At 60.2% G+C, this 25,523-nt stretch carries 23 protein-coding genes and 1 tRNA gene; 9 read left to right on the forward strand and 15 right to left on the reverse strand.

The window, feature by feature from the left end:
- Positions 1-13: 13 nt before the first annotated feature.
- Positions 14-2,002, reverse strand: coding sequence for an acetate--CoA ligase (gene acs, locus ASF04_RS00635; protein WP_056137461.1), 1,989 nt, complete (start codon positions 2,000-2,002; stop codon positions 14-16).
- Between the two features lie 239 nt (positions 2,003-2,241).
- On the opposite strand from acs, the gene ASF04_RS00640 reads away from it, so the two are divergent.
- From ASF04_RS00640 to ASF04_RS28435, 6 genes are all read left to right on the forward strand, one after another.
- On the forward strand, positions 2,242-2,841 hold the full coding sequence (locus ASF04_RS00640; RefSeq protein ID WP_056137462.1) for a YqhA family protein: 600 nt from the start codon (positions 2,242-2,244) through the stop codon (positions 2,839-2,841).
- Positions 2,842-2,886: 45 nt separating this feature from the next.
- Positions 2,887-4,416, forward strand: a complete 1,530-nt coding sequence (locus tag ASF04_RS00645) for a fumarate hydratase (RefSeq protein WP_056137463.1) — start codon at positions 2,887-2,889, stop codon at positions 4,414-4,416.
- The gene (murI, locus tag ASF04_RS00650; protein WP_056137464.1) at positions 4,416-5,255 is read left to right on the forward strand and encodes a glutamate racemase; all 840 of its coding nucleotides are present in this window, start codon (positions 4,416-4,418) and stop codon (positions 5,253-5,255) included. Before ASF04_RS00645 ends, murI begins: the two co-directional genes overlap by 1 nt.
- A gap of 117 nt (positions 5,256-5,372) precedes the next feature.
- Positions 5,373-5,448, forward strand: a tRNA-His gene (locus ASF04_RS00655).
- Positions 5,449-5,724: 276 nt separating this feature from the next.
- Positions 5,725-6,174, forward strand: a complete 450-nt coding sequence (locus ASF04_RS00660) for a hypothetical protein (RefSeq protein ID WP_056137465.1) — start codon at positions 5,725-5,727, stop codon at positions 6,172-6,174.
- Positions 6,175-6,322: 148 nt separating this feature from the next.
- The gene (locus ASF04_RS28435; RefSeq protein WP_019921624.1) at positions 6,323-6,448 is read left to right on the forward strand and encodes a hypothetical protein; all 126 of its coding nucleotides are present in this window, start codon (positions 6,323-6,325) and stop codon (positions 6,446-6,448) included.
- Between the two features lie 79 nt (positions 6,449-6,527).
- Here the strand turns inward: ASF04_RS28435 and ASF04_RS00665 are convergent, their stop codons facing one another.
- The 5 genes from ASF04_RS00665 to dusA form a co-directional block, all read right to left on the reverse strand.
- On the reverse strand, positions 6,528-6,944 hold the full coding sequence (locus ASF04_RS00665; RefSeq protein WP_056137466.1) for a hypothetical protein: 417 nt from the start codon (positions 6,942-6,944) through the stop codon (positions 6,528-6,530).
- A gap of 141 nt (positions 6,945-7,085) precedes the next feature.
- Positions 7,086-7,415 carry an energy transducer TonB gene (locus tag ASF04_RS00670; protein WP_082488529.1) on the reverse strand — a complete coding sequence of 110 codons (330 nt, stop codon included), beginning with the start codon at positions 7,413-7,415 and terminating at the stop codon, positions 7,086-7,088.
- A gap of 54 nt (positions 7,416-7,469) precedes the next feature.
- Positions 7,470-7,808 carry an energy transducer TonB gene (locus ASF04_RS00675; RefSeq protein WP_056137467.1) on the reverse strand — a complete coding sequence of 113 codons (339 nt, stop codon included), beginning with the start codon at positions 7,806-7,808 and terminating at the stop codon, positions 7,470-7,472.
- 112 nt (positions 7,809-7,920) lie between these two features.
- Positions 7,921-9,687: a methyl-accepting chemotaxis protein gene (locus ASF04_RS00680; protein WP_200931053.1), complete on the reverse strand. Its 1,767-nt coding sequence runs from the start codon at positions 9,685-9,687 to the stop codon at positions 7,921-7,923.
- A gap of 439 nt (positions 9,688-10,126) precedes the next feature.
- Complete coding sequence (gene dusA / locus ASF04_RS00685) at positions 10,127-11,158, reverse strand: tRNA dihydrouridine(20/20a) synthase DusA (RefSeq protein WP_056137469.1); 1,032 nt, start codon at positions 11,156-11,158, stop codon at positions 10,127-10,129.
- 194 nt (positions 11,159-11,352) lie between these two features.
- Here dusA and ASF04_RS00690 point away from each other — a divergent pair, with 194 nt between their 5' ends.
- From ASF04_RS00690 to ASF04_RS00700, 3 genes are read left to right on the forward strand one after another with little or no spacing between them, the layout of a single operon-like run.
- Positions 11,353-12,111, forward strand: coding sequence for a helix-turn-helix domain-containing protein (locus ASF04_RS00690; protein WP_056137470.1), 759 nt, complete (start codon positions 11,353-11,355; stop codon positions 12,109-12,111).
- A 22-nt stretch (positions 12,112-12,133) separates the two neighbouring features.
- The gene (locus ASF04_RS00695; protein ID WP_056137471.1) at positions 12,134-12,868 is read left to right on the forward strand and encodes a hypothetical protein; all 735 of its coding nucleotides are present in this window, start codon (positions 12,134-12,136) and stop codon (positions 12,866-12,868) included.
- Between the two features lie 49 nt (positions 12,869-12,917).
- The gene (locus ASF04_RS00700) at positions 12,918-13,370 is read left to right on the forward strand and encodes a GNAT family N-acetyltransferase (protein ID WP_056137472.1); all 453 of its coding nucleotides are present in this window, start codon (positions 12,918-12,920) and stop codon (positions 13,368-13,370) included.
- Between the two features lie 152 nt (positions 13,371-13,522).
- Here the strand turns inward: ASF04_RS00700 and ASF04_RS00705 are convergent, their stop codons facing one another.
- The 9 genes from ASF04_RS00705 to rimP all read right to left on the reverse strand — a co-directional run bounded on the left by ASF04_RS00705 (position 13,523) and on the right by rimP (position 25,286).
- On the reverse strand, positions 13,523-15,772 hold the full coding sequence (locus tag ASF04_RS00705) for a DUF3141 domain-containing protein (protein WP_056137473.1): 2,250 nt from the start codon (positions 15,770-15,772) through the stop codon (positions 13,523-13,525).
- Positions 15,773-15,942: 170 nt separating this feature from the next.
- Positions 15,943-17,775 (reverse strand): translational GTPase TypA, encoded by a 1,833-nt coding sequence (typA, locus tag ASF04_RS00710; protein WP_019921614.1) that lies wholly within the window; start codon positions 17,773-17,775, stop codon positions 15,943-15,945.
- Between the two features lie 129 nt (positions 17,776-17,904).
- Positions 17,905-18,435 carry a DUF6036 family nucleotidyltransferase gene (locus ASF04_RS00715; protein ID WP_056137474.1) on the reverse strand — a complete coding sequence of 177 codons (531 nt, stop codon included), beginning with the start codon at positions 18,433-18,435 and terminating at the stop codon, positions 17,905-17,907.
- On the reverse strand, positions 18,416-18,799 hold the full coding sequence (locus tag ASF04_RS00720) for a hypothetical protein (RefSeq protein ID WP_056137475.1): 384 nt from the start codon (positions 18,797-18,799) through the stop codon (positions 18,416-18,418). Before ASF04_RS00720 ends, ASF04_RS00715 begins: the two co-directional genes overlap by 20 nt.
- A 52-nt stretch (positions 18,800-18,851) precedes the next feature.
- On the reverse strand, positions 18,852-19,775 hold the full coding sequence (gene truB / locus ASF04_RS00725) for a tRNA pseudouridine(55) synthase TruB (protein WP_056137476.1): 924 nt from the start codon (positions 19,773-19,775) through the stop codon (positions 18,852-18,854).
- Positions 19,772-20,188, reverse strand: coding sequence for a 30S ribosome-binding factor RbfA (gene rbfA, locus ASF04_RS00730; protein WP_019921612.1), 417 nt, complete (start codon positions 20,186-20,188; stop codon positions 19,772-19,774). The genes truB and rbfA overlap by 4 nt, the downstream gene beginning before the upstream one ends.
- A gap of 85 nt (positions 20,189-20,273) precedes the next feature.
- Positions 20,274-23,189: a translation initiation factor IF-2 gene (infB, locus tag ASF04_RS00735; protein WP_056137477.1), complete on the reverse strand. Its 2,916-nt coding sequence runs from the start codon at positions 23,187-23,189 to the stop codon at positions 20,274-20,276.
- A 46-nt stretch (positions 23,190-23,235) separates the two neighbouring features.
- Entirely contained in the window at positions 23,236-24,801 is a 1,566-nt protein-coding gene (nusA, locus tag ASF04_RS00740) for a transcription termination factor NusA (RefSeq protein ID WP_019921610.1), read from the reverse strand.
- Positions 24,798-25,286 carry a ribosome maturation factor RimP gene (rimP, locus tag ASF04_RS00745; RefSeq protein WP_019921609.1) on the reverse strand — a complete coding sequence of 163 codons (489 nt, stop codon included), beginning with the start codon at positions 25,284-25,286 and terminating at the stop codon, positions 24,798-24,800. The genes nusA and rimP overlap by 4 nt, the downstream gene beginning before the upstream one ends.
- Between the last annotated feature and the right edge of the window lie 237 nt (positions 25,287-25,523).

Raw genomic sequence — 25,523 nt, forward strand, 5'->3', positions numbered from 1 at the left:
CCGCCCACTGCTGTTACGACGCTTCTTTCAGTTGCTCCAGGATGGCCGGGTTTTCCAGCGTGGAGACGTCCTGGGTAATGGTCTCGCCCTTGGCCAGCACGCGCAGCAGGCGGCGCATGATCTTGCCGGAGCGGGTTTTTGGCAGGTTGTCGCCAAAGCGGATTTCCTTCGGCTTGGCGATCGGGCCGATCTCCTTGCCCACCCAGTTGCGCAGCTCCAGCGCCAGCTTTTTCGCATCATCGCCGGTCGGGCGCGCCTGCTTGAGCACCACGAACGCGCAAATCGATTCGCCGGTGGTGTCGTCGGGACGGCCTACCACGGCAGCCTCGGCCACCAGCGGATTGGCTACCAGCGCCGATTCGATTTCCATCGTGCCCATGCGGTGACCGGACACGTTCAATACGTCGTCGATGCGACCGGTAATGGTGAAGTAGCCGGTGTCCTTGTTGCGGATGGCGCCGTCGCCAGCGAGGTACATCTTGCCGCCCAGTTCATCCGGGAAGTAGCTGGTTTTAAAACGGTCCGGGTTGTTCCAGATGGTGCGGATCATCGACGGCCATGGACGCTTGACGACCAGGATACCGCCCTGCCCGTTCGGCACATCGACACCGGCTTCATCGACGATGGCCGCCATGATGCCCGGCAGCGGCAAGGTGCACGAACCCGGCACCATCGGCGTGGCGCCCGGCAGCGGAGTGATCATGTGGCCGCCGGTTTCGGTTTGCCAGAACGTGTCCACGATCGGGCAACGCTCGCCGCCCACTTGGGTGTAGTACCACATCCAGGCTTCCGGATTGATCGGCTCGCCCACCGTGCCCAGCAGGCGCAGCGACGACAGGTCGTAGTTTTTAGGGTGCACTTTCGGATCCACGTCCGACGCCTTGATCAGCGAACGGATCGCAGTCGGTGCGGTGTAGAAAATGCTGACCTTGTGCTTGGCGACGGTGTCCCAGAAGCGGCCGGCGTTCGGGTAAGTCGGCACGCCTTCGAAGATCACTTGCGTGGCGCCCACGGCGGTGGGGCCGTAGGCGATATAGCTGTGACCGGTTACCCAGCCGATGTCGGCGGTGCACCAGTACACGTCGGCCGGCTTGATGTCGAACGACCATTTCATCGTGAGCGCGGCCCACAGCAGGTAGCCGCCGCTCGAATGCTGCACGCCTTTCGGGGTGCCGGTGGAGCCGGACGTGTAGAGGATGAACAGCGGATGCTCGGCATCCACCCATTCCGGTTCGCAGTCCGCCGACTGGTCGGCCACCAGGTCGTGCAGCCAGATGTCGCGGCCTTCGTTGAAGCCGACATTGCCGCCCGTGCGCTGATAGACGATGACGTCCTTGATGGTATCGCAACCGCCCAGCGCCAGCGCTTCGTCAACGATGGCCTTCAATGGCAGCTGCTTGCCGCCGCGCAGTTGTTCGTCGGCGGTGATCACGGCCACGGCGCCGGCGTCGATGATGCGCTCCTGCAGCGACTTGGCAGAGAAGCCGCCGAACACCACCGAGTGGGTGGCGCCGATACGGGCGCACGCCTGCATGGCCGCCACGCCCTCCACCGACATCGACATGTAGATGATGACGCGGTCGCCCTTCTTGATGCCGCGCGACTTGAGGCCGTTGGCGAACTTGCAGACTTTTTCGTGCAGCTCTTTGTAGCTGACGTTGACCGACTTGCCGTCGTCCGCCTCGAAGATGATGGCGGTCTTGTCGGCGTTGCCGTTGGTCAGATTGCGGTCGAGGCAGTTGTACGACACATTGAGCTTGCCGCTTTCGAACCATTTGTAGAACGGCGCGTCGTCTTCGTTCAGGGTGCGGGTAAATGGCGTTTGCCAGGACAGGTGTTCGTTGGCCAGGCGCGCCCAGAAGCCTTCGTAGTCGGCTTCGGCTTCTGCGCACAGCGCGTTGTAACCGTCCATGCCCGACACGGTGGCCTGGGCCACGAAGGCTTCTGGCGGCGTGAAGACGCGGGTTTCCTGTGGGCCTTGCTGGGTGGTAGTGCTGCTCATACTAGTCTCCGTTGTTGGAATCGTTTGCTACAAACATAAACTTGATCGCTTACTGAGCCCTTACATGGGGTTAGTACCGGCCGGCGCTCCGGATAGTGGAGGTGATTCTATCAATATTTCGCCTGTGGTAAGGGCACACAAGGAGCCCATACGGGGCCTACGCAGCGCTGCGGCAGGCGTGCTGCGCGTGTAGAATGTCGCCATCTTATAGTCTGCACCATTTCCTGGAGTATTGCGCAATGACCGAGCCGAACAAAAAACTGGCCCCGATTCCCGCCTTCATTTTCATGTCACGCTGGCTACAATTGCCGCTGTACGTGGGCCTGATCCTGGCCCAGTGCGTGTATGTTTTCCACTTCTGGGTGGAACTCAAAGACCTGATCGGCGCCGCCATGGGCAATGATGCCGCGCTCCAGCACATCATCCAGGCCGTGGCCGTACCCAATACCGTGGCCCCTACCCGCCTCAACGAAACCACCATCATGCTGGTGGTGCTGGGCCTGATCGACGTGGTCATGATTTCCAACCTGCTGGTGATGGTGATCATCGGCGGCTACGAAACCTTTGTCTCGCGCATGAACCTCGACGGCCACCCCGACCAGCCCGAATGGCTGTCGCACGTAAACGCCTCGGTGCTGAAAACCAAGCTGGCCATGGCCATCATCGGCATCTCGTCGATCCACCTGCTGAAAACCTTTATCAACGCCAATGCCTACGAACCCAAGGTGCTGATCGCGCAGACCGCGATCCACGTTGCGTTCCTGCTGTCGGCCATGGCGATCGCCTACACCGACCGCCTGACCACGCTGACCTACAGCGAAACCAAGTATCCGAAGTAACCGCTGGCTCACCACCGGCACTCCCATCCACCACGCGAGAACATCATGACCATCATAAAGCAAGAAGACCTGATCGAATCGGTTGCCGCCGCCCTCCAGTACATCAGCTATTACCATCCAGCCGATTACATCGAGCACCTGGCGCGCGCGTATGAATCCGAACAGAGCCCGGCCGCCAAGGACGCCATCGCGCAAATCCTGACCAACTCGCGCATGTGCGCGGAAGGCAAGCGTCCGATCTGCCAGGACACCGGCATCGTCAACGTCTTCCTGAAGATCGGCATGGGTGTGCGCTTCGAAGGCTTCAGTGGCACCGTCACCGACGCCGTCAACGAAGGCGTGCGCCGCGCGTATAACTTCGACGACAACAAGCTGCGCGCCTCGATCGTGGCCGACCCGCACTTCGACCGCAAGAACACCAAGGACAACACGCCAGCCGTGGTCCACATGGAACTGGTCGAAGGCAATACCGTGGACGTCAAGGTCGCAGCCAAGGGCGGCGGCTCGGAAAACAAGTCCAAGATGATCATGATGAACCCGTCCGATTCGCTGGTGGACTGGGTACTGAAAACCGTGCCGACCATGGGCGCCGGGTGGTGCCCGCCGGGCATGCTCGGTATCGGCATTGGCGGCACGGCCGAGAAAGCCATGCTGATGGCCAAGGAAGTGCTGATGGAAGACATCGACATGTTCGAGCTGAAACAGCGCGGCCCGCAGAACAAGCTGGAAGAACTGCGCATCGAACTGTGCGACAAGATCAATGCCCTGGGCATCGGCGCCCAGGGCCTGGGCGGCCTGACCACCGTGCTGGACGTGAAAATCATGATGCACCCGACCCACGCGGCCTCCAAGCCGGTCGCCATGATCCCGAACTGCGCCGCTACCCGCCACGGCCACTTCGTGCTCGACGGCTCCGGTCCTGCGTACATGACCCCGCCGCCGCTGTCCACCTGGCCTGATGTGTCGTGGGCGCCGGACACCGAGAAATCGAAACGCGTCGATCTCAACACGCTGACGAAAGAAGAAGTCGCCTCGTGGAAACCGGGCCAGACCCTGCTGCTCAACGGCAAAATGCTGACCGGCCGCGATGCTGCCCACAAGCGCATCCAGGACATGCTGGCCAAGGGCGAAGAACTGCCGGTGGACTTCAAGAACCGCGTGATCTACTACGTCGGCCCGGTCGATCCGGTGCGTGACGAAGTCGTCGGTCCGGCCGGCCCGACCACCGCCACCCGCATGGACAAGTTCACCGACATGATGCTCGAGAAAACCGGCCTGATCGCCATGATCGGCAAGGCCGAGCGCGGCCCGATCGCCATCGAATCGATCAAGAAACACCAGTCGGCGTACCTGATGGCCGTGGGCGGTTCCGCCTACCTGGTCTCCAAGGCGATCAAGGGCGCCAAGGTGCTGGGCTTTGCCGACATGGGCATGGAAGCGATCTACGAGTTCGACGTGGAAGACATGCCGGTGACGGTGGCCGTCGATGCGGCCGGCACCTCGGTGCACAACACCGGTCCGGCGGAATGGAAGGCCAAGATCGAGCAGCTGAACGTGCCCATCGTTACTGCCTGATGAACGCCCCGCGCCCACATCCAGCCGAGTGCCCGATCGGCGTGTTCGACTCGGGTGTGGGCGGGCTGTCGGTGCTGCGCCATATCCGCGCGCAGCTACCCGCCGAACACCTGCTGTATTTTGCCGATTCCGGCCACGCGCCGTACGGCGAAAAGACCGAGGAATTTGTTGTCGAGCGGGCGCTGGCCGTCACGGCCTTCCTGCTCGACCATGGCGCCAAGGCGCTGGTCGTGGCCTGCAACACGGCCACCGTGGCCGCCATCAAGGCGGTGCGCGCACGCTACCCGGAGCTGCCGGTCGTCGGCGTGGAACCGGGCCTGAAACCCGCCGCCGCCGCCAGCCGCAACGGCAAAGTGGGCGTCCTGGCCACGGCCCGCACGCTCAAGGGCGAAAAATTCCTGCAACTGCGCGAACACATCAGCGCCACCACCCATGCCGAATTCCTGCTGCAACCGGCCGTCGGCTTGGTGGACCAGATCGAACTGGGCGACCTGCAAGCACCAAAGATTGCCGCCATGCTCGAACAATACGTGGCCCCGCTGCTGGACCAGGGCGCCGACACCCTGGTGCTCGGCTGCACCCATTACCCGTTCGTGCGCAGCGGTATCGAACAGGTGCTGGCCGCGCATGACTGCGCCGACGTGGTACTGATCGACACCGGCGACGCCGTCGCACGCCAGCTGGGGCGCTTGCTGGAAACAGGTGCGCTGCTGCGTGCCCCCTCGCCCGCAGCCCCGGCCACGTTGCGCGGTTTCACGACAGCCCGGCCGGCAGCATTGTCGGCAGCCTTCCGCGCCCTGCTCGACCTCGATCCGCCGGTGGCAGCGGCCGACGTCTAGAAAAAACGGTGGTTGCGCAAAAAACCTCGCATTTAGATTTGCAGGTTTCCAAAGTGGCTTGTATAATGCGGCACCTGCCCAGCAAACCGCGAAGCAGGCGAAGTTAGTAAGACAGTGGTGGCTGTAGCTCAGTTGGTAGAGTCCAGGATTGTGATTCCTGTTGTCGTGGGTTCGAGCCCCATCAGCCACCCCAAAGAATTATGTGAAAAGCCCGGTTCAGCCTAATGCGAACCGGGCTTTTTGCTTTGGCTTTGCCAAATCGACGTCGCCGGTACCGGTCTCGATCCGCATTGAGAGCATGGTCGGTTGCCGGCCGCGGTGCTGCCGCCCTGCCAGAGCTGGTGGTCAAATCCGTGGGTGAGACACTGCGTTACAACATTCATTGAAAGTCTATTTCCATAGGGAACTAGAATAGCGCTACAATGAAGCTGTGTCGCCGAAAGAACGCGACGTAACACTCCCACCCATCATGTCCGAAGAAAAATCCATCTCTGAAGTTTCCACCTACAGCAAAGATACGCCTGTAGGACGTCCCGACACGGACGGTCGCGCCGGCGTGTTCGTGCCTTCCGCCCTGTTCGAGCCATCGACCAACGCGGCTATCCGCAGCGGTTCCGGCATTGTTGGCTTCGGCAATCCGGACGGGTCGCTGACCGTGTATTTCGAATCCAACCGTTTCGATGAAGGCGGCTTGCACAAGTGGGAGCACAAGGCGCGCAAGGCCTATGACCGCATGGTCATGGCCGCCCCTACCGTTTCCAAGGCCAAGATCGATGCGCGCTACCTGGACCAGGTCGGCATCATCGATGGCATGGGCATCACGCTCAAGCAGCCAGACCGCCTGACCCAGTGGCTGGAACTGTGCGACAAGCTCGATACCGCGCCGGCCTCGCCGGTCACGGTCTGGAAAAACCGCTAACCGCACCTCGAAAGTTGACCAGAAGATAGACTCAAGCTGTTGTCCTACAGAACGTCGGACGTTTGGCTGATCCCTCCTGCGCAACAGCTGGCTTATCCTTTAGTCATCCGATAACCCTGTCGGAAACTACTTTAAACAGGAGCCGGTCATGGCACGCTTTTTCCCCCACGCAGTCGGAACATTGCTTATCTCGTTGGCAGTTGCCTCGACCTTCGTGCTGGTCACGGAGAACGCGCTCATGAATCAGTCGGTGTCGGTTTACCACTTGCGCTAAAACCGAACCGTCAACTCCTGAAGCAAAAAATCCCGCGGCGCCTGCATGGCACTGCGGGATTTTTTACGTGTACCGACGCTTAACGACGCCAGCCGCCGCGATGGCCACCGTAGTAACCGCGACCGCCGCCGCCGCCCCAGTAGCGGCCAAAGCCGAAGTTCAGGCCGATCGACACGGGCGGATAGTAGTACGACGGCGCCGGCTGGTAATACACGGGGGCCGGCTGGTAGATCACCGTCGATGGCTGGGTGATGTACGTGGTGGTGGTGACGGGCTGCTCGGTATATACCACGCGCGAACTCGACTGCGGCGGCAGCTCTTCGGTGGTATAAACCGGTCCGGACGACTGCCCCGGCGCCCGGTCGGACGGCGTGACGGAGACCGTGCGCCACTGGTAGGGGTCGTGGACGACCCGGGTGCTGGTGTAATAAGGTTGCTGGGTAGCGCATCCTGTCAGCGCCGCCAGCACGCCGACCACTGCAAAGATCGATTTCATCGCCAATTCTCCTTGTTCAGAATCACACTATAAAAGGAAGTGTAGCGCTAAAGCAGCGCCATTACAGCTTGTTACACGGTTCGACCGTGAAATGAAAAAGGAGCCGCAAGCGGCTCCTTTTTCTACGCAACAACTATCCAATCAGTCGAGTTTCCACGCGTAATCGACTTTGGTCCAGGTTTCGGCTGGCGCGCCGTCCTTGGTGCCTGGTTTGAACTTACAGGCGGACAGGGCCTTGATGGCAGCCTTGTCCAGGTTCTTGAAACCGCTGGTCTTTTCGACCTTGGAGTCGGCTACCGAGCCGTCCGGCTTGACCAGGAACGACATCGACACCGTGCCCTGCTCTTCGTTCATCAGCGACGCTTTCGGATATTCGGCCTTGCAGTTCTTGGAGTCGAAGCTGGCTGGCACTTCGGCGGCAAACACGGCTGGTGCGCTCGATACGAGAACCGCTGCAACCAGACCCAACATACGCTTGTTCGTCATCATGATTTTTCCCCTATGGATAGTGTGGCGGTTCAGGTGTTACAGCTTCCAGCTATAGTCGACCTTGGCCCAGGTCTGCGCTACCGCGCCGTCCTTGGTGCCCGGCTTGAATTTGCAGGCCGACAGTGCTTTCAATGCGGCTTTGTCGAGGTTCTTGAAGCCGCTCGATTTTTCCAGTTTGGAATCAACAACGTTACCGTCCGCGCCAACCAGGAAGGCCATCTTGACGTCGCCCTGCTCTTCGTTGATCAGCGACGCTTTTGGATATTCAGCCTTGCAGTTCTTGGCATCGAGGGTTGCCGGAACTTCTGCAGCCATGGCGGCAGCGGAGGTGGCGGACAGCAGGAAGGCGGCGATTACGGTCGAAAACTTGGTCATTTAATTTCTCTCAATTATTCTTAACAACGTTAAAGGTTCGGGTTCCCGGCCCGCCTTGGCGTTCCCACCATCACGCAACAACGTGACAGCAGCCCGGGCAATACTTGAATCGTTAAAACTCTTCCCACTCGTCAGCGCTGGCGGTGCTGGTCGCGTTGACGACTTTCTTCGGCTTGGCTGCCGGTGCGGGCGCTGGCTTGGCGGCCAGTTTCTTTACCGGGGCACGGGTTGCGGCGGCGATCGGCTTCACTGCTGCCTTCGCTACTGCGACTTTCGGGGCTGGCGCATATACCGGAGCAGTTGCGCGCTCCTCGCCTTCCACCAGCTTGAAGATGCTGACGACGCGGGACAATTCGTCGGCCTGGTCTTGCAAGCTCTTAGCTGCGGCGGCGGATTCTTCCACCAGCGCGGCGTTTTGCTGGGTCATGCTGTCCATCTCGATGATCGACAGGTTGACTTGTTCGATACCGGCGCTCTGCTCCTGGCTGGCGTTGGCGATCTCGCTCATGATGTCGGTCACACGGCGCACCGACGATACGACCTCTTCCATCGTCACCCCGGCCTGGCCGACCAGCTTGGTGCCGGCGCCGACTTTTTCCACCGAATCATCGATGAGCATCTTGATTTCTTTGGCGGCGCCAGCGGAACGCTGCGCCAGGTTACGCACTTCGGACGCCACCACCGCAAAGCCACGGCCTTGTTCGCCGGCACGGGCCGCTTCCACGGCAGCGTTCAGCGCCAGGATGTTGGTCTGGAAAGCGATGCCGTCGATCACGCCGATGATGTCCACGATCTTCTTGGCCGACGCGTCGATCGAGCTCATGGTGTCGACCACTTCCGAGACCACCTTGCCGCCCTTGATCGCCACATCCGATGCAGCCGAGGCCAGCTGGTTGGCTTCCCGGGCGTTGTCGGCATTCTGTTTCACGGTCGAGGTCAGCTCTTCCATGGCAGTCGCGGTTTTTTCCAGCGAGCTGGCCTGCATTTCGGTACGGGCCGACAGGTCGGTGTTACCGGCAGCGATTTCGCGGGTGGCGGTGCCGATGGTTTCGGTGCCGGAGCGAACCTGGCCCACGATATCGACCAGGCTGTCGCGCATTTCACGCATTTCGTACAGCAGGCTGCTCTTGTCGGTGGTGCTGGTGTTGATCGCTATTGCCAGGTCGCCATTGGCGATGCTGCTGGCGATCGCCGAGGTGTAGGCCGGTTCGGCGCCCAGCTGTTTCAGCAGGCCACGGGTTATCACCACGGCTGCGCCCACCGAGATCGCCACGGCCAGCAGTCCCACGATGATCATGAAGGTACGACCGCTGGCGAAGCCCTTGGCGGCTTCCACTTGCATTTCGGCATTCAGCTTGTCTTCCAGGGCACCTAATTGGTCCAGTGCGGCCATCCACTTGACTTGGGCCGGACGGATTTCCTTGATCAGCACACGGGTGGCGGCTTCGGCCTGCCCGCTCACCCACAGGTCAGTTGCCTTGGCGATGGCCGGCATGGCAATCGCTTCCTGTTCCTTGATGGTGGCCAGCAGGGCCTTCTCTTCAGGCAGGGCTTCAACGGCGAACTTGGCGCTCAGTTTGTTTTGTGAATCGGCGTAGGCCGCAGCCAGGGCTTTGACATTGCTCAAGTCCTTGGCCATGTCGTCCGGATCGCTCAGCAGGGTGAGGATACGCAGCGTGCTGACGCGGGTAGCAACATTGGTGCGCATGTCGGTCACCAGGCGGGTGACAACGTTGTTGACGCTGATGACGTGGTCGAGGCGATCCTGGATTTGTGCCATGCGGAAGATGCCAACCGTGGTCACCGCGACCAGGAAGATCAGGACCAGGGCGAATCCGAGGCCCAGGCGCATGCCAACTTTCATTTTTGCTAAATTCATTTCGTCTCTTCGTAAGTGACACTGTTGATAAGAATTTGCCCTGAACGGCCTGTCGGGGGGGTAGGACACAGCCAATCCAAACATTGCAGCTAAGAAACAAAACATGACATTAGCAAACAATGACTGCGAATGCAAAATTTGGCGCCCCACCAGCGTCGCGTTGTCGTTTTTGCGTCGCAATACACACACGAAAGACGGTGGATAGAGGTGTATGGATTGGATTATAGAGGCAAATTTTTCCGCAGGGCAAGTAAAAAATATCTAGATGCACTGGAAACATAATTTCTGAGTGGAAATTCCAACACTTGAAAATTATGCTTGCTCGTCACCCAAATAGTTGGATGAAAGTATCATTGAAAACGCGGCGCCGGGAGGCGCCGGTGGTGGTGCGGAAATGTCGGGATATTGCGGCGAAAATCAGGCAGGAATCAGGCTGGAATCAGGCGTAACCAAGGCGGGCTGCGGCCTGGCGCACCAGGGTGGCGTCGCCGGTCGCAAGTTGCTTCGAGTCCGACAGGGTCTGGCGGAACGACTTGGCGCCCGGCAAACCCTGCATCAGGCCCAGCATGTGACGTGTAATCGAATTCATCTTCAGGCCGAGCGGGCCGTACTGCGCAAGCTGCGCCTCGATGTACGGGATCATCGCCTCGAGCACTTCGGCGCGCGATTTCGGCTCGGTGGTGGCGCCGTAGTAGCGCTGGTCGAACGTAGCCATCAGGAACGGGTTGTGATAGGCCTCGCGGCCCAGCATCACGCCATCGACATGGCGCAGGTGCTCGTCGATTTCCACTTCGGTCTTGATGCCGCCGTTGATGATGATTTCAAACTGCGGGAAATCACGCTTGAGGCGGTAGGCGAAGTCGTACTTGAGCGGCGGGATTTCGCGGTTTTCCTTGGGCGACAGGCCTTTCAGGATGGCGTTACGCGCGTGAACGATGAACGTGGTGCAGCCGGCGTCGGCCACGGCACCGACGAAATCGCGCACGAAATCGTAACTTTCGGTTTTATCGATGCCGATGCGGTGCTTGACGGTGACGTCGATATCGACCGCGTCGCGCATGGCTTTCACGCAATCGGCCACCAGTTGCGGCTCCGCCATCAGGCAGGCGCCGAACGCGCCCTTTTGCACGCGCTCGGACGGGCAACCGCAATTGAGGTTGATCTCGTCGTAGCCCCACTGCTCGCCCAGCCTGGCGCTGGTGGCCAGGTCGGCCGGGTCGCTGCCGCCCAGTTGCAGCGCGACCGGGTGTTCTTCGTCGTTGAAGCGCAGGTGACGTTCGACGTCGCCATAGACCAGCGCGCCGGTCGTGACCATCTCGGTGTACAGCCAGGTGTGCTGGCTGATATGGCGGTGGAACACGCGGCAGTGGCGGTCGGTCCAGTCCATCATCGGCGCCACGGACAGGCGGCGGCCCGGCACGGGGGCGGCGTCGGCGGCAATGTCGGTGGTGTGCGGAGCGGGAGTGGTCATGGCGGCAACTGCTGGTGGGGTATGGGGGTCGTCATTATACCGCCAAACGCCACCCCGCCGCCCCGGCCGTATTTTCCGCACAGCTGGTAAAAATAACAAAATTCATCGTTATTCCCGCATATTCACCTTCTCATTCCAGCATGAATCCCGAAGAATATGCCTCAGACAACAATCATTCATCACCAGGGACAACCATGAATTTCGGCGCCAGGCTCAAGCAGATCAGAACCGACAAGAACCTCACCCAACCGCAGCTTGCCGAGTTGATCGGCATCGAGCAGTCTTACCTCTCCAAGCTCGAAAACGACAAGTCGCAGCCGTCGGCCGAGATGTTCGGCAACATCATCAAGGCGCTGGGCATGGCGCCCGAGTCCTTTCTTGCCGAACTCGACCCAGCAACCCAGGCCGCGCTCGGACACATTCCCGAAGTGAGCCAGTTTCGCGAGGGCATCAAAGCGCGCCGCGTGCACCATGCGCGCCGCTATATCTTCGGCGCCGCTGCGGCTGCCGCACTGGGCTTTGCGCTGATGCTGGCCGCGAACGATGGCATTTTCTTTCCCAAGTATCAATATAAATACGTGTCCAAGGGCGTGATACTGGCCGGCGAAGGCGAAAACATTTTTGAACAGTACCGCATGATCCAGGGCATGCGCATGGCCGCCAGGAGCATCAGCCCGGAAGAGATGTCACGGCTGACGGCCGAATTCGAATCGAACCGGGTGCGGCACCTGACCGTCGAATCCTGGCGCGATCGCGGCAGCGTGTATTTCGAAAACGCCGAGGGCGGGCGCCGCATGTTCGAGCTGGTCGACAAGCGTTACGTCCAGTCGGACTACAACAGGCTCCTGCAATACCTGGGCGCCCTGCTGGCGTTTTGCGGTCCACTGGCGCTGGTCGTGGAATGGCGGCTGCGGGTAGCCGCCCAGCACATCACGCGCAATCCGCATCCATAAACCTGCTCATACAGGAAACACCATGTCGCAACTCAGCACCTTTTTGGCCGGCGCCACCACCATGGCCAGCGCCCTGGCCGCCGTCTTCATGCTCACCGGCGCGCGCGATCCCGGCCGGCAGGCGAATTTTGACGAGATCACCGTCGGCCGCATCAATATCGTCGAACCCGATGGCACCAGGCGCCTGATTATTTCGAATCGCGCCCAGTTCCCCGGCGCCTTCCATGAGGGCAAAGAAATCGAGCGCCCCAACCGCCGCACGTTTGCCGGCATGTTGTTTATCAATGAAGAAGGTACGGAAAACGGCGGCTTTCTCCAGAAAGGCAGTATTGACGGCACCGGCAAGGTCAACTCGGGACTGTCGCTGACGTTCGACCGCTTCCGCCAGGACCAGGCGCTGCAACTGCTGAACACCGACAGCGAAAAATCGCAGCAGACCGCACTGATCATCAACGATGTGCCGAACTTCAAGGTCACGTCGATGGACGATCACCCGCGCTTCCGTGAAGAAGCAGGCAAGCTCGATGCAGCGGGGCGCAAAGCCTACTGGAACAAGCTGACCGAGCAAGGCAGGCTCTCCGTCAACCGCATCTGGCTCGGCAATACTGCGGCGCAGGGCTCATCGCTGCAACTCAAGGATGCGCAGGGACGCGTGCGCATGATGTTGCTGGTCGGTGCAGACGGCAAGGCCGAGATCCAGATGCTCGACGAAACCGGCAAGGTCGTCCGCAGCATCACTCCCGACTTGCAGCAATAGCCGGCGGGCGCGATACTTGGCGTTTTACCTGCCACGGAAAACCGCGACAATGCTGCACATCGCTTTTGAATCGCCGAACCAGCCGGAAATCATTGCCCTGATTGCCGATCTCGATGCTTACCAACTGACCCTGTATCCGCCCGAGAGCGTGTATGCGCTCGACTTGCCATCGTTGATGCAGCCCGAAGTGAAGTTTGCAGTGGCGCGCGATGCGGCGGGCGCCATCGTCGGTTGCGCGGCGGTGGTGCTGTCCGGCGAATACGGCGAAATCAAGCGCATGTATGTGAAGCCCGAGGCGCGCGGCATGGGTGCGGCCAAGCGCTTGATGACGGCGCTGGAACAAGCCACGCGCAATGCCGGTTGTTCGTCCATGGTGCTGGAGACCGGGCCATCTCAGCCGGAGGCGATTGCGCTGTATGCGCGGCACGGCTTCGAACAATGCGGACCGTACGGCGATTACCGCGACGATCCGCTCAGCGTGTTCATGCGCAAGGCGCTATAGAAATTGCTGACTTAAAAAACGTCATCCCCGTGCCGGCGGGGATCCAATGTCAGGCGATCAGTGTTGACTGCGCTTTACGCCCAGGCGGCGCTGCGGAATTGGATTCCCGCCTGCGCGGGAATGACGGAGCCGAGGTCTCGGGCTGGCGGTAACTACGCCGCATCACTCCCCTGCTTTTTCTTGCGCACCACGGCCAGCTTTGGCCCGAACATCGCGGCAACACGTTCGAGGCGCTGGGCGGCGTCGCCGGTAACGGTGCCGGTGGCGCCTACTACCTGGCGCACGATGCCCAGTGCGGTCGCGCGCGCGTCGGGGTCATCCGGCAGCAGCAGCGGCAAATCGCGCATCGCTGCTTCTTCGGCCACCTGCAACATCAAATACTGCTCGCGCACGATGGTCTTGAAGTGCGTAACGCTCAACTCTTCATCGGTGGATGTGCGCAGACGCAACTGGCGGATAGTGGCAAATGCGCGTTCGTCGGCCGCGCTCATCTCCGGGCTGCGGTAGATATACAGCAGTCCTCGAATGATCGCTTCGGTCGTGCCGCCCTCGGCGGTCTTGCCGGCGGCGGCGGTGCGGTAGGCGTCGAGTGCTGCTTCGCGCGCCAAGTCACGGCCGATGCGGCGCGGTGCGCCGTTCTCGGCACGCAAGCCCACCATTGCCTGCAACACGGGCGAGCCGTACACATCGAGGAAGAATTTCTCGGTGGCCTGGTCGCGCACGTCGCGGTACGCGTCGAGCGAGGCGACGATCTGTTTCGACATGGCATCCTGCATCTGCAGGAAGATATTGTCCTTGGCGACCGGGCGGCGTTGCGCGCGCACCCTGTCGGCCAGCGCCGGGATGCCATCGAGCAGCTTGTTCTTGTTCGAGAACGCCGTGTAGCGCAAGCGCATCGGGTGCGCTTCGCGCAACTGCTTGGCGCTGTGCTCGGTCACAAGGCTCTTGACGACCGGGCTGACAAAGGTGCGGTACAGTCCCTGGTTGATTTCCGACACGCGCGCCACGGTGGCAAAGCGGCGCTCGTCTTCGGCATCGTTGCCACCCAGAGCGCGCAGCGAGTCGAGCGTGCGGCGCTCGAAGCGCATCACGTATTCGCCGCCCATCATGTCGCCGGCAGCCAGCTCTTCCTGCAGCATCTCCTCGTCTTTTTCCAGGAACACCGCTTCGTACAGGCCCGGCGGCATGATGTCGATCATGTCCATCGCGGCAGTAAACTCTTCGTGCTCCTTGTTGGCCACCGAGGCGGAAACGAAAATGCCGAGGTGGCCGATACTCTGGTGCATCGAGTAAATGATGGTCTGGCCGCCGGCGACCAGCGCCTCGTCGTTCTCGTACAGGTCCAGCACCCAGCCCAGCGCCTGCTGCGGTGGGGTGATATCGTCGCCCCACGAGCAGAACACCACGATCGGCGACTTGATGTTGCGCAGGTCGATGCGGTGGCCGTCGCTGTCGAGCAGCGCCGCTTCGCTCAGGCGGTTGCCGACGAACAGCGAGTCAGCGATATACTGCATTTCGCCGGCGTTGAGCAGAACCGGGTTGCCCCACCACTTTTCAAATTCGAGGAAGCGCGGTGCCTCGGTATCGATTTTCGAATAGACGTTGTAGTTCTTGCTCCACAGCGTATTCGACGGATTCATCTTCTCGAAGTTGGCCACCAGTTGGGCGCCGTCGAAAATACCGTTGCCGAGGTCGCCCGCAAGCGATGTCATCCAGGTGCCACCCAGCGCGCCGCCCAAATAGCGCAGCGGATTCTTGCCGCGCACGCCAGCCCAGTACGACAGCGGTGCGCCAGCCAGGACTAGCGGGCCGACCAGGTCGGGTTTTAACGCTGCGGTCATCATGATTTGCCAGCCGGCCTGGCAGTTGCCGATCAGGGCCGGTTTGCCATCGGCTTGCGGGTGGCGCTCGGCCACGTGGGCGATGAACGCCGCTTCGGCGCGGCACACGTCCTCGATGGTCTGGCCGGGCACCGGCACTGGCGTAAAGCCAACGAAGTAGCACGGGTGGCCGGCCTTGAGCACGACGCCGATTTCGCTGTCGTGCTTCATGCCGCCGATGCCGGGGCCGTGGCCCGCGCGCGGGTCGAACACGATGAACGGGCGCTTGGTGGGGTCGGGCACGACGCCGTCCGGCGGCGCGATGTAGCACAGGCCGTAATTCACGGGCCGCTCGAACGTGCGGCCATCCATGATGATTTCGAACGGGAAACTCAGTACGTGCGGCGCCGTCTTGGCGGCACGGGCGATGGTATCGGTGCCGCGCTGGCGCAGCACATCGAGGAACAGGATCGACCGCTGGCAAGCGTCCACCCAGTAATCGAGTCCTTGCTGGGCGACGTTGAACGGGCTGCCGGGCCAGTTCAACAGGCCGGCCCAGGGGTTATTCTTCTCTTCACTCACAGAAATCCTCCAGTCATGTTGCCATGCACCAAAGTACTCCAGCACCGCAGAAAAGGCAAACGAATCCGGATCATGGAAATCTTGCCGAGGCCAGCATTGATTCATCTGGCAGTGATACGCATCAATAAAAAAAGCCGCCCGAAGGCGGCTTTCTGGTCTGGCAGAAGCGATTACGCTTCGCGCGATGCTTTCTTGCGCTCGTGCTCTTTCAGGAAGCGCTTGCGCAGACGGATCGATTTCGGGGTGATTTCCACCAGTTCGTCGTCGTCGATGAATTCAACAGCGTATTCCAGCGACATCTGGATCGGCGGCACCAGGCGCACGGCTTCGTCGGTACCCGACGAACGTACGTTGGTCAGCTGCTTGCCCTTGATCGGGTTCACAACCAGATCGTTGTCGCGCGAGTGGATACCGATGATCATGCCTTCGTACACTGGGTCGTTGTGGACCACGAACATGCGGCCGCGATCTTGCAGTTTCCAGATAGCGTAGGCAACAGCGGCGCCGTCGTCCTGCGAGATCAGCACGCCGTTGCGACGGCCGCCCAGTTCACCTTTCGAGGTGTCGACTGGTGCGTACGCATCGAACACGTGGCTCATCAGGCCGGTACCACGGGTCAGGGTCATGAATTCGCCCTGGAAACCGATCAGGCCACGTGCTGGAATACGGTATTCCAGGCGCACACGGCCTTTGCCGTCCGATTCCATGTTTTGCAGGTCGCCACGACGACGGCCCAGCTCTTCCATGACGCCGCCCTGGTTGGCTTCTTCCACGTCAACCGACAGTTGCTCGTACGGCTCATGGCGCACGCCATCAACCATTTTGAACACCACGCGTGGACGCGATACAGCCATCTCGAAACCTTCGCGACGCATGTTTTCGATCAGGATGGTCAGGTGCAGCTCGCCACGGCCCGATACTTCGAACGTGGTGTCGTCGTCGGTAGGCGCTACGCGCAGAGCAACGTTGGCTTTCAGTTCTTTGTCCAGACGGTCGCGCAGTTGACGCGAGGTCACGAACTTGCCTTCGCGGCCGGCCAGCGGCGAGTTGTTGACCATGAAGTTCATGGTCAGGGTAGGCTCGTCAACGGTCAGCATTGGCAGCGCTTCCGGGGTGTCCGGTGCGCACACGGTCGAACCGATGCCGATTTCTTCGATACCGTTGATCAGCACGATGTCGCCGGCAACAGCGTCGTCCACCAGCACGCGCTCGAGGCCCTTGAAGTTCAGCACCTGGTTGATGCGGCCTTTGATCGGCGTGGCGCCTGGACCGTTCAGAACGATCACGTCCTGGCCGGTTTTAACGCGACCGCGGTTGATACGGCCGATACCGATTTTACCCACGTACGACGAGTAGTCGAGCGAGGTGATTTGCATCTGCAGCGGACCATCCGGATTGTCGTCACGCACTGGTACGTGTTGCAAGATGGCGTCGAACAGTGGCTTCATGTCGCCGCCGCGTACGTCTTCGGTCAGGCCGGCGTAGCCGTTCAGGCCCGAAGCGTAAACAATCGGGAAGTCCAGTTGTTCGTCGGTGGCGCCCAGCTTGTCGAACAGTTCGAAGGTCTGGTTGATCGCCCATTCAGGACGTGCACCTGGACGGTCGACCTTGTTGACCACGACGATAGGCTTCAGGCCCAGGGCCAGCGCCTTGCGGGTCACAAAGCGGGTCTGTGGCATCGGGCCTTCTTGTGCATCGATCAGCAGCAGGACCGAGTCAACCATCGACAGAACACGTTCCACTTCGCCGCCGAAGTCGGCGTGGCCTGGGGTGTCAACGATGTTGATGTGGGTGCCTTCGTACTCGACTGCGCAATTCTTGGACAGAATCGTGATGCCGCGCTCTTTTTCGAGATCGTTCGAGTCCATGACACGGGTATCGACCGCTTGGTTTTCGCGGAAGGTGCCGGACTGGCGGAGCAGTTGGTCAACCAGAGTGGTTTTACCGTGGTCAACGTGGGCGATGATTGCAATGTTGCGAATTGCGCGTTTAGTAGTGGACATAGTCGTATATTTGCGGAGAAACTGCGGGTGCGCACAAAAAGCTGTACGGAAAGCCGGCTAGTATAGCATGTTGCGTTGCAACTCTATCGCCGGAAGGGTGGTTATTTTCAATGAGTTGCTTTAACGGCCTTACTGCATGGCCTCGATCATCTTCAGCAAGGCTGTCATGGAGGCCCGTTGGGACGGCGGTACTGGTGTTTGCGCCAGCCGCTTGCTGATGACATCGAGCTTCACCAGATTGTGTCGCAAAAGTTCGCGAATAAAAATCTTGTCCTTGTCACGCCCGGCTGCCAGCTTGGCAACGACCAGATCGTGTGGTTCAAGGCAGTATGCTTTGAGGCCTGTATCTGCACCGTCGAGTTTAAGGTGCACCAGCCGTTCCTTCCACTTACGCGGCAAAACGGCCGTCTTCTCGTCAACCGGATCTGCATAATATCCAAATTCTTCGTGGAATCTTGAATCCATGCCGATGGTGTTCAAAAAGTCGGTATCACCGGGGCGATTCTTGGCAATCAGGTCTACTTCAAACGACATCATCATATCATCGGCCATGTCGGGATACTTACCGTGCAATGACTGGCTGCCAATGATGACGAACTCATTGTCATCGCATATCCGGCTGGCGGCACGCAGAACGTGTTCAACCTGAGACTTCTTCATTGATTTTCCGCACCAGCTCTTTATCGAGCATACCCACGAATGGCGGTGACTGACGCAACTGGTTGCTATAGTCGCTCGTTCCTTCCATGACAGCAATCATCTTGCCGTCATCAGGATCCATAGCAAGGCGCTCCCAGGCATCATAGGCTTGTCCGCTCGTGCCGTTGGCTCGCCAACGCCGAATATTGGACAGCGACCGCTCCTTGATTTCGGCAATCGTAAATCGCGCCAGCACTTCGCAGGCGATCTTGTGCTTGATGGCGTCGAGCACCAGGTGGGGATTGACTTTCTCGGCAGATGTTTTCATTGCGTCCTCCGCAATCGCACTTTGAGAATAGCCAAGGTACATGCGTTGGTCAAGCATTCACGCTCTAATGAAAAGCGTGAATGCGCACCATCCCGGCTGGACGAGCCGGTTAATTGCCGGTGAAGGCAATCAGCCGTTCGGGCGCCAGGATGCTGTATTCACCGAGTGTGGCGGTGCCCAGCAACTTGTCGTTCAGGTACACGCGGACCCTGCCCTCTGCGCTCGGTACCGTTACCGCTTCCTTGCCCAGCGCCAGGCGCTGGCCGTTGAGGAAACGCTTGGCCAGCTCGGCGTTCAACTGCACGGCCGGGAAGCTGGCCAGCAGTGCATCGACCGGCGCCAGCAAGCTCAATGGCTCGGGATGGGCGATCAAGGCGTCGAGCGTGATCATGTTTTCCATGGTCAACGGCCCCACCTGGGTACGGCGCAAGGCGTTCAGATGCGCGCCGCAGCCCAGTGCCTCGCCGATGTCCTGGCCCAGCACGCGGATGTAGGTGCCCTTGCTGCACGTGACCGACAAGGTCAGCATCGGCGCCTCGTAGGCCACCAATTCCAGCTGGTGGATGACGACGTTGCGCGCTTCGCGCTCGAGCGTGATGCCGGCGCGCGCGTACTCGTACAGCGGCTTGCCGTCGCGCTTCAGCGCCGAGTACATCGGCGGCACCTGCGCGATCGGGCCGCGGAACTTTGCCAGCACGGCGTGGATCTGCTCGAGCGTGACGCTGACGTCGCGGGTATCGATGACTTCGCCTTCGGTGTCGCCGGTATCGGTGGTCTGGCCCAGGTGCACCACGGTTTCGTAGGTTTTATCGGCTTCCAATAAATCCTGGGAAAACTTGGTGGCTTCCCCAAAGCACAGCGGCAGCAGGCCGGTGGCAAACGGGTCGAGCGTACCGGTGTGGCCGGCCTTCTTGGCGTTCAGCACGCGCTTGGCCTTGATCAGTGCATCGTTGCTGGAAAAGCCGACCGGCTTGTCGAGCAGCAGCACGCCATCGACCAGGTCGCGCACGCGTTTGACTTTGGCCTGATTCATTCTTCCTTGCCGTCTTTCGCACCTTCGTCGACATCATCATCGAGCGAACGGGTGGCGTTGGCCTGGTCGATCAGTGCCGACATGGCCATGCCGCGCGCCACCGACGTGTCGTGCACGAAGTGCAGTGCCGGCAGCGTGTGGATGTGCAGGCGCTTGCCCAGCATATTGCGCAGGTAGCCCGATGCGGCCTGCAGGCCGGCCAGCGTGTTCTTCACGGTCTCGGGATCGTCCTTGAGCATGGTGAAGTAGATCTTGGCGTGGGCGTAATCGGGGGTGATCTGCACTTCGGCCAGCGTGATCATGCCCACGCGCGGATCCTTGAGTTCGAACGCGATCAGTTCCGACAAGTCTTTCTGGATTTGATCGGCAACGCGCAAGCCGCGCTGCGGGATGGTTTTACTATGTTTTGCCATGATGATATTCCATAAACGGCAAAGTGGACGGGAGCGCTTTTTGGCTCCCGTCCACTTCACCAGGTCCTACATTGGTCGCCTGTAATTACAGGGTACGGGCGATTTCCTGCACTTCGAACACTTCCAGGGAGTCGCCCACCTGGATGTCGTTGTAGTTCTTCAGCGACAGGCCGCATTCCAGACCGGCGCGTACTTCTTTCGCATCGTCCTTGAAGCGCTTGAGCGAGTCGATTTCGCCAGTCCACACCACGATGTTGTTGCGCAGCAAGCGCACCGACGACGAACGCTTGACCACACCATCGGTGACCAGGCAACCGGCAACGGCGCCGACTTTCGAGACCAGGATAACCTGGCGAATCTCGACCTGGCCGGTAACGGTTTCGCGTTTTTCCGGTGCCAGCATGCCCGACAGCGCCGATTTGATCTCGTCGATCGCATCGTAAATGATGTTGTAGTAGCGAATGTCCACACCATTGGACTCGGCCAGCTTGCGGGCCTGGGCGTCGGCACGGGCGTTGAAGCCAATGATGACGGCCTTCGAAGCCACTGCCAGGTTGACGTCCGATTCCGTGATACCGCCGACGGCTGCGTGCACAACTTGTACGCGCACTTCGGAGGTGGACAGTTTCTGCAACGACGACACCAGCGCTTCTTGCGAACCTTGCACGTCGGTCTTGATGATCAACGGCAGGTTTTTGACTTCGCCTTCGGCCATCTGGTCGAACATGTTTTCCAGCTTCGCGGCTTGCTGCTTGGCCAGTTTCACGTCACGGAACTTACCTTGACGGAACAGACCAATTTCACGTGCCTTGCGCTCGTCGGCCATGACCATGACTTCTTCACCGGCTTGCGGCACTTCGGTCAGGCCCTGGATTTCGACCGGAATCGATGGACCGGCTTCGGTGATCGGCTTGCCGTTTTCGTCCAGCATGGCGCGCACGCGGCCAAACGAGGAGCCTGCCAGGATCACGTCGCCGCGCTTCAGGGTACCGGACTGCACCAGGATGGTGGCGACCGGGCCCTTGCCCTTGTCCAGGCGGCCTTCGACCACCAGGCCACGGGCCGGCGCATCGATCGGGGCTTTCAGTTCCAGTACCTCGGCCTGCAGCAGCACTTGCTCGAGCAGGTTGTCGATACCTTCACCGGTCTTGGCCGATACCGGCACGAATGGCGAATCGCCACCGTATTCTTCCGGCACCACGCTCTCGGCAACCAGCTCTTGCGTAACACGGTCAACGTTGCCGCCTGGTTTGTCGATCTTGTTGATCGCCACCACCAGTGGGACGCCAGCCGCTTTCGCGTGAGCGATAGCTTCCTTGGTTTGCGGCATCACGCCGTCGTCCGCCGCCACCACCAGGATGACGATGTCGGTGGCTTTCGCACCGCGGGCACGCATGGCCGTAAAGGCTTCGTGACCCGGCGTATCGAGGAAGGTGATCATGCCGCGTGGCGTATCGACGTGGTACGCGCCGATGTGCTGGGTAATCCCGCCGGCTTCGCCCGAGGCGACTTTGGCGCGACGGATATAGTCCAGCAGCGAGGTTTTACCGTGATCGACGTGACCCATGACGGTCACGACCGGCGCGCGTGGCTTGGACTCGAAGTGAGCATGCTCACCCTGGTCGGCCAGGATCGCTTCCGGATCGTCTTCCTCGGCGGCGTGGGCTTTGTGGCCCATTTCTTCGACGACGATCATCGCGGTTTCCTGGTCCAGCACCTGGTTGATGGTGCACATCTGGCCCAGTTTCATCAGTTGCTTGATGACCTCGGACGCCTTGACCGACATCTTGTGGGCCAGTTCGGCCACGGTGATGGTTTCCGGTACGTGCACGTCCTTGACCACGGCTTCGGTCGGGGCCTGGAAGTTGGTTTCGCGGTCATCCGATTGCGAATGACGACGACCACCCTTGCCACCGCGCCAGCTGTCGCGGCCGGTCGATGGGCCCGATGGGGCGCCACGGCCTTTGCCGCCGCCTGGGGCGCCGCGCTTCTTGTCGTCGGACCAGGTCGAGGCCACATTGGCCGACTTGATCGATTTTTTGTCGCCTGGCTTTTTGTCGCCTGGCTTGTCGCCCGGCTTGGCAGCGGTAGCGGCCGTGGTCGCTGGCTTGTGCAGCGTGCCTTCGGCAACCTTCGGCTTGACCGGAACCGGTACTGGCTCCGGTGCCTTGATGGCGCGACGCGGCGCGTTCATCATGGCCTTGATCTGGGCGACTTCATCGGCCACAGCCTTGCGTGCGCGGTCGGTGGCAGCAGCTTTTTCAGCAGCTTCCTTGGCGGCAGCATCGGCTTTCTTCTTGGCTTCTTCGGCAGCAGCTTTCTTTTGCGCGTCCGCAGCAGCAGCGGCAGCGGCCGCAGCGGCGCTGGCAGCAGCATCGGTTGCAGTCGCGCTGGCATTGGCGTTGCTGTTGGCGGCGTTCAGGGCCGACGCGGCAGCCTTGGCAGCAGCTTGCTCGGCATCGCGCTTGGCTTCGGCGTCGGCTTCCTTCTTGGCGCGGGCTTCGGCGTCGGCGGTTGCTTTCGCTTGCGCTTCCTTCTCGGCGTCGAGCTTGGCCAGATGCTCCTGTTTCTCGCGCAGGTCGGCTTCCTGACGTGCGATCAGTTCGGCTTGCTTGCGCACTTCTTCTTCGCGACGAGCGACTTCAGCCGGATCGATCACCGGTGCCGCAGGTGCGGCAGGGGCGGTCGTGACCGGTTCGTCGCGCTGTACGAAGGTACGCGTTTTCTTGACGGCGACCTGGATCGTGCGGGCCTTGCCATTGGCATCGGCCTGCTTGATTTCAGTCGTTTCCTTGCGCGTCAGCGTGATTTTTTTCTTTTCCACTTCGGCTGCAGCGCCGTGGGTGCGACGCAGGTGATCGAGCAGCTTATCCTTATCATCTTTCGACAATGGATCTGACGTCGAACTTTTTTCGACGCCGGCAGAACGCAGCTGCGTCAGCAGCAAGTCTGCAGGCATCTTCAGTTCGGTGGCAAATTGGGCTACGTTGTTACTCGCCATTCAGTCCTCTTTTCTATGTGTCGCGGAGATGATAAAGATACTCAAATTAAGCCTTTGCCGATTCTGCCAGGGTCCAGGCCTTGGCTTGCAGGCCCTTCGCTCGGTCGTCGTACTTCGAATCGACCAGTTTCATCTCATCGTCGGTCACATCTTCAAATTCATTCGAAATCAGCGCGCGGGCGCGGTCGGACGAGAAGGCCAGAATGGCGCCAAATTCGTCGTAGGCCAGGCCTGCAAATGCTTCAACAGTCTTGATACCTGCCAGGCCCAGCTTACCGGCGGTGATGCGGTCCATGCCTTCCAGACCGACCAGTGCCTCTTCCATGCCTTCCAGGCCTTCTTCCGAAGCAATCGCTTCGGTCACCAGGGCGTCACGGGCACGGGTACGCAGTTCGTTGACGGTATCTTCGTCAAACGATTCGATTTCCAGCATTTCGGAGATCGGCACGTAAGCGATTTCTTCCAGGCTGGCAAAGCCCTCTTCCACCAGGATGTCGGCGACTTCCTGGTCAACGTCCAGTTTTTCCATGAACAGTGCACGCACTGCCGCGGTTTCCTGGGCTGCCTTGTCGGCCGATTCCTCGGCCGTCATGATGTTGATCTTCCAGCCGGTCAGATCGGACGCCAGGCGTACGTTCTGGCCCGAACGGCCGATGGCGATGGCGAGGTTTTCCTCGTCCACGACCACGTCCATGGCGTGTTTTTCTTCATCGACCATGATCGACGAGACGTTGGCCGGGGCCAGCGCGCCAATCACGAACTGGGCCGGATCTTCGGACCAGAGCACGATGTCGACGCGCTCGCCACCGAGCTCGCCGGTGACGGCCTGCACGCGCGAACCGCGCATGCCGACGCAGGTACCGATCGGGTCGATGCGCTTGTCGGCCGTGTACACGGCGATTTTTGCGCGGACGCCGGCGTCGCGGGCAGCCGATTTAATTTCCAGCATGCCCTGTTCGATTTCCGGCACTTCCAGTTCGAACAGCTTGGCAATGAATTCCGGCGCGGTGCGCGACAGGATTACTTGCGGGCCGCGCATATTGCGGTCCACGCGCAGGATGTAAGCACGGACGCGGTCGCCGATACGCAGATTTTCTTTCGGGATCATCTGGTCGCGCGGCAGGCGGGCTTCGATCTTGCCGGACTCGACGATTGCATCGCCGCGTTCCATGCGCTTGATGGTGCCGGTCACGAGCGAGTCGCCACGTTCGAGGAAGTCGGCCAGGATCTGTTCGCGCTCGGCATCGCGCACGCGTTGCAGCACGACCTGCTTGGTGTCTTGCGCAAAACGGCGGCCGAATTCCACGGATTCGATCGGCTCTTCGATGTGGTCGTCCACTTCGATGTCGGCGATTTGTTCCTTGGCTTCGAAGTGCAGGATTTCCTGGTCCGGCAGTTGCAGACCGGCTTCATCTGGTACCACGTGCCAGCGGCGGAACGATTCGAATTCACCCGATTCGCGGTCGATCGAAACGCGGATGTCTACTTCACCCTCATACCGTTTCTTCGTGGCTTGCGCCAATGCGAATTCGAGGGCGCCAAATACGACATCCTTATCGACGTTCTTTTCACGCGCCAGCGCGTCTACCAATAACAAAACTTCGCGACTCATGCTTTGCGTCCCTTAAAAACCACCTGCGGCACCAAGCGTGCCTTATCCATATCGGCGAGCGTAAACTCCAACAGCGCCGGACCATCATTGCTTTCAAATTCCAACGACAAATTCTCGCCCTGGGGTTCTTGCAGAATCCCCTGGAACGATTTACGGTTGTTCGTACCCGGCATTGCGGTGCGCAGTTTGACGATTGCTTCGCAACCGGCAAAGCGCACGAAGTCTTCCAGCTTGCGCACCGGGCGATCGAGCCCTGGCGACGAAATCTCGAGACGTTCGTAACTTACGTTCTCGACCGTCAGCACGTGCGACAGCTGGTGACTGACCGTGGCGCAATCTTCCACGGTAATCGGACCTTTTTCCTCAGCGTCGGCCGCGGTGAAATCGATAAACACGCGCAGCACTCCGCGCTCGGCCCGTTCGACATCAACCAGCTCGTAGCCCAGACCAGTGACGGTCGTTTCAATTAACTGCGGCAGCTGCAAGAAATTCTCCAGATTAAGGCTTGTTGTCAAACCCGTTCAACAAAAAAAAAATGGGCAAGTGCCCATCTTCCAGTAATACCAACCAGAGCAAAGGATTCCTGCGGTTTTATCCGGACAAGAACTTTTACCAGGCTGGTTATTATAACCTTATTCGGTCGTCGCTGCAATCCGCACACGGCGGAAAACAGCCCTACAGTGGCACTACAACCGCCAAAATAGGGCTTTTGCGGGTAAAAA

Origin of the sequence: Duganella sp. Leaf61, assembly GCF_001421905.1 — a bacterium.
Lineage (GTDB): Bacteria > Pseudomonadota > Gammaproteobacteria > Burkholderiales > Burkholderiaceae_D > Rugamonas > Rugamonas zoogloeoides.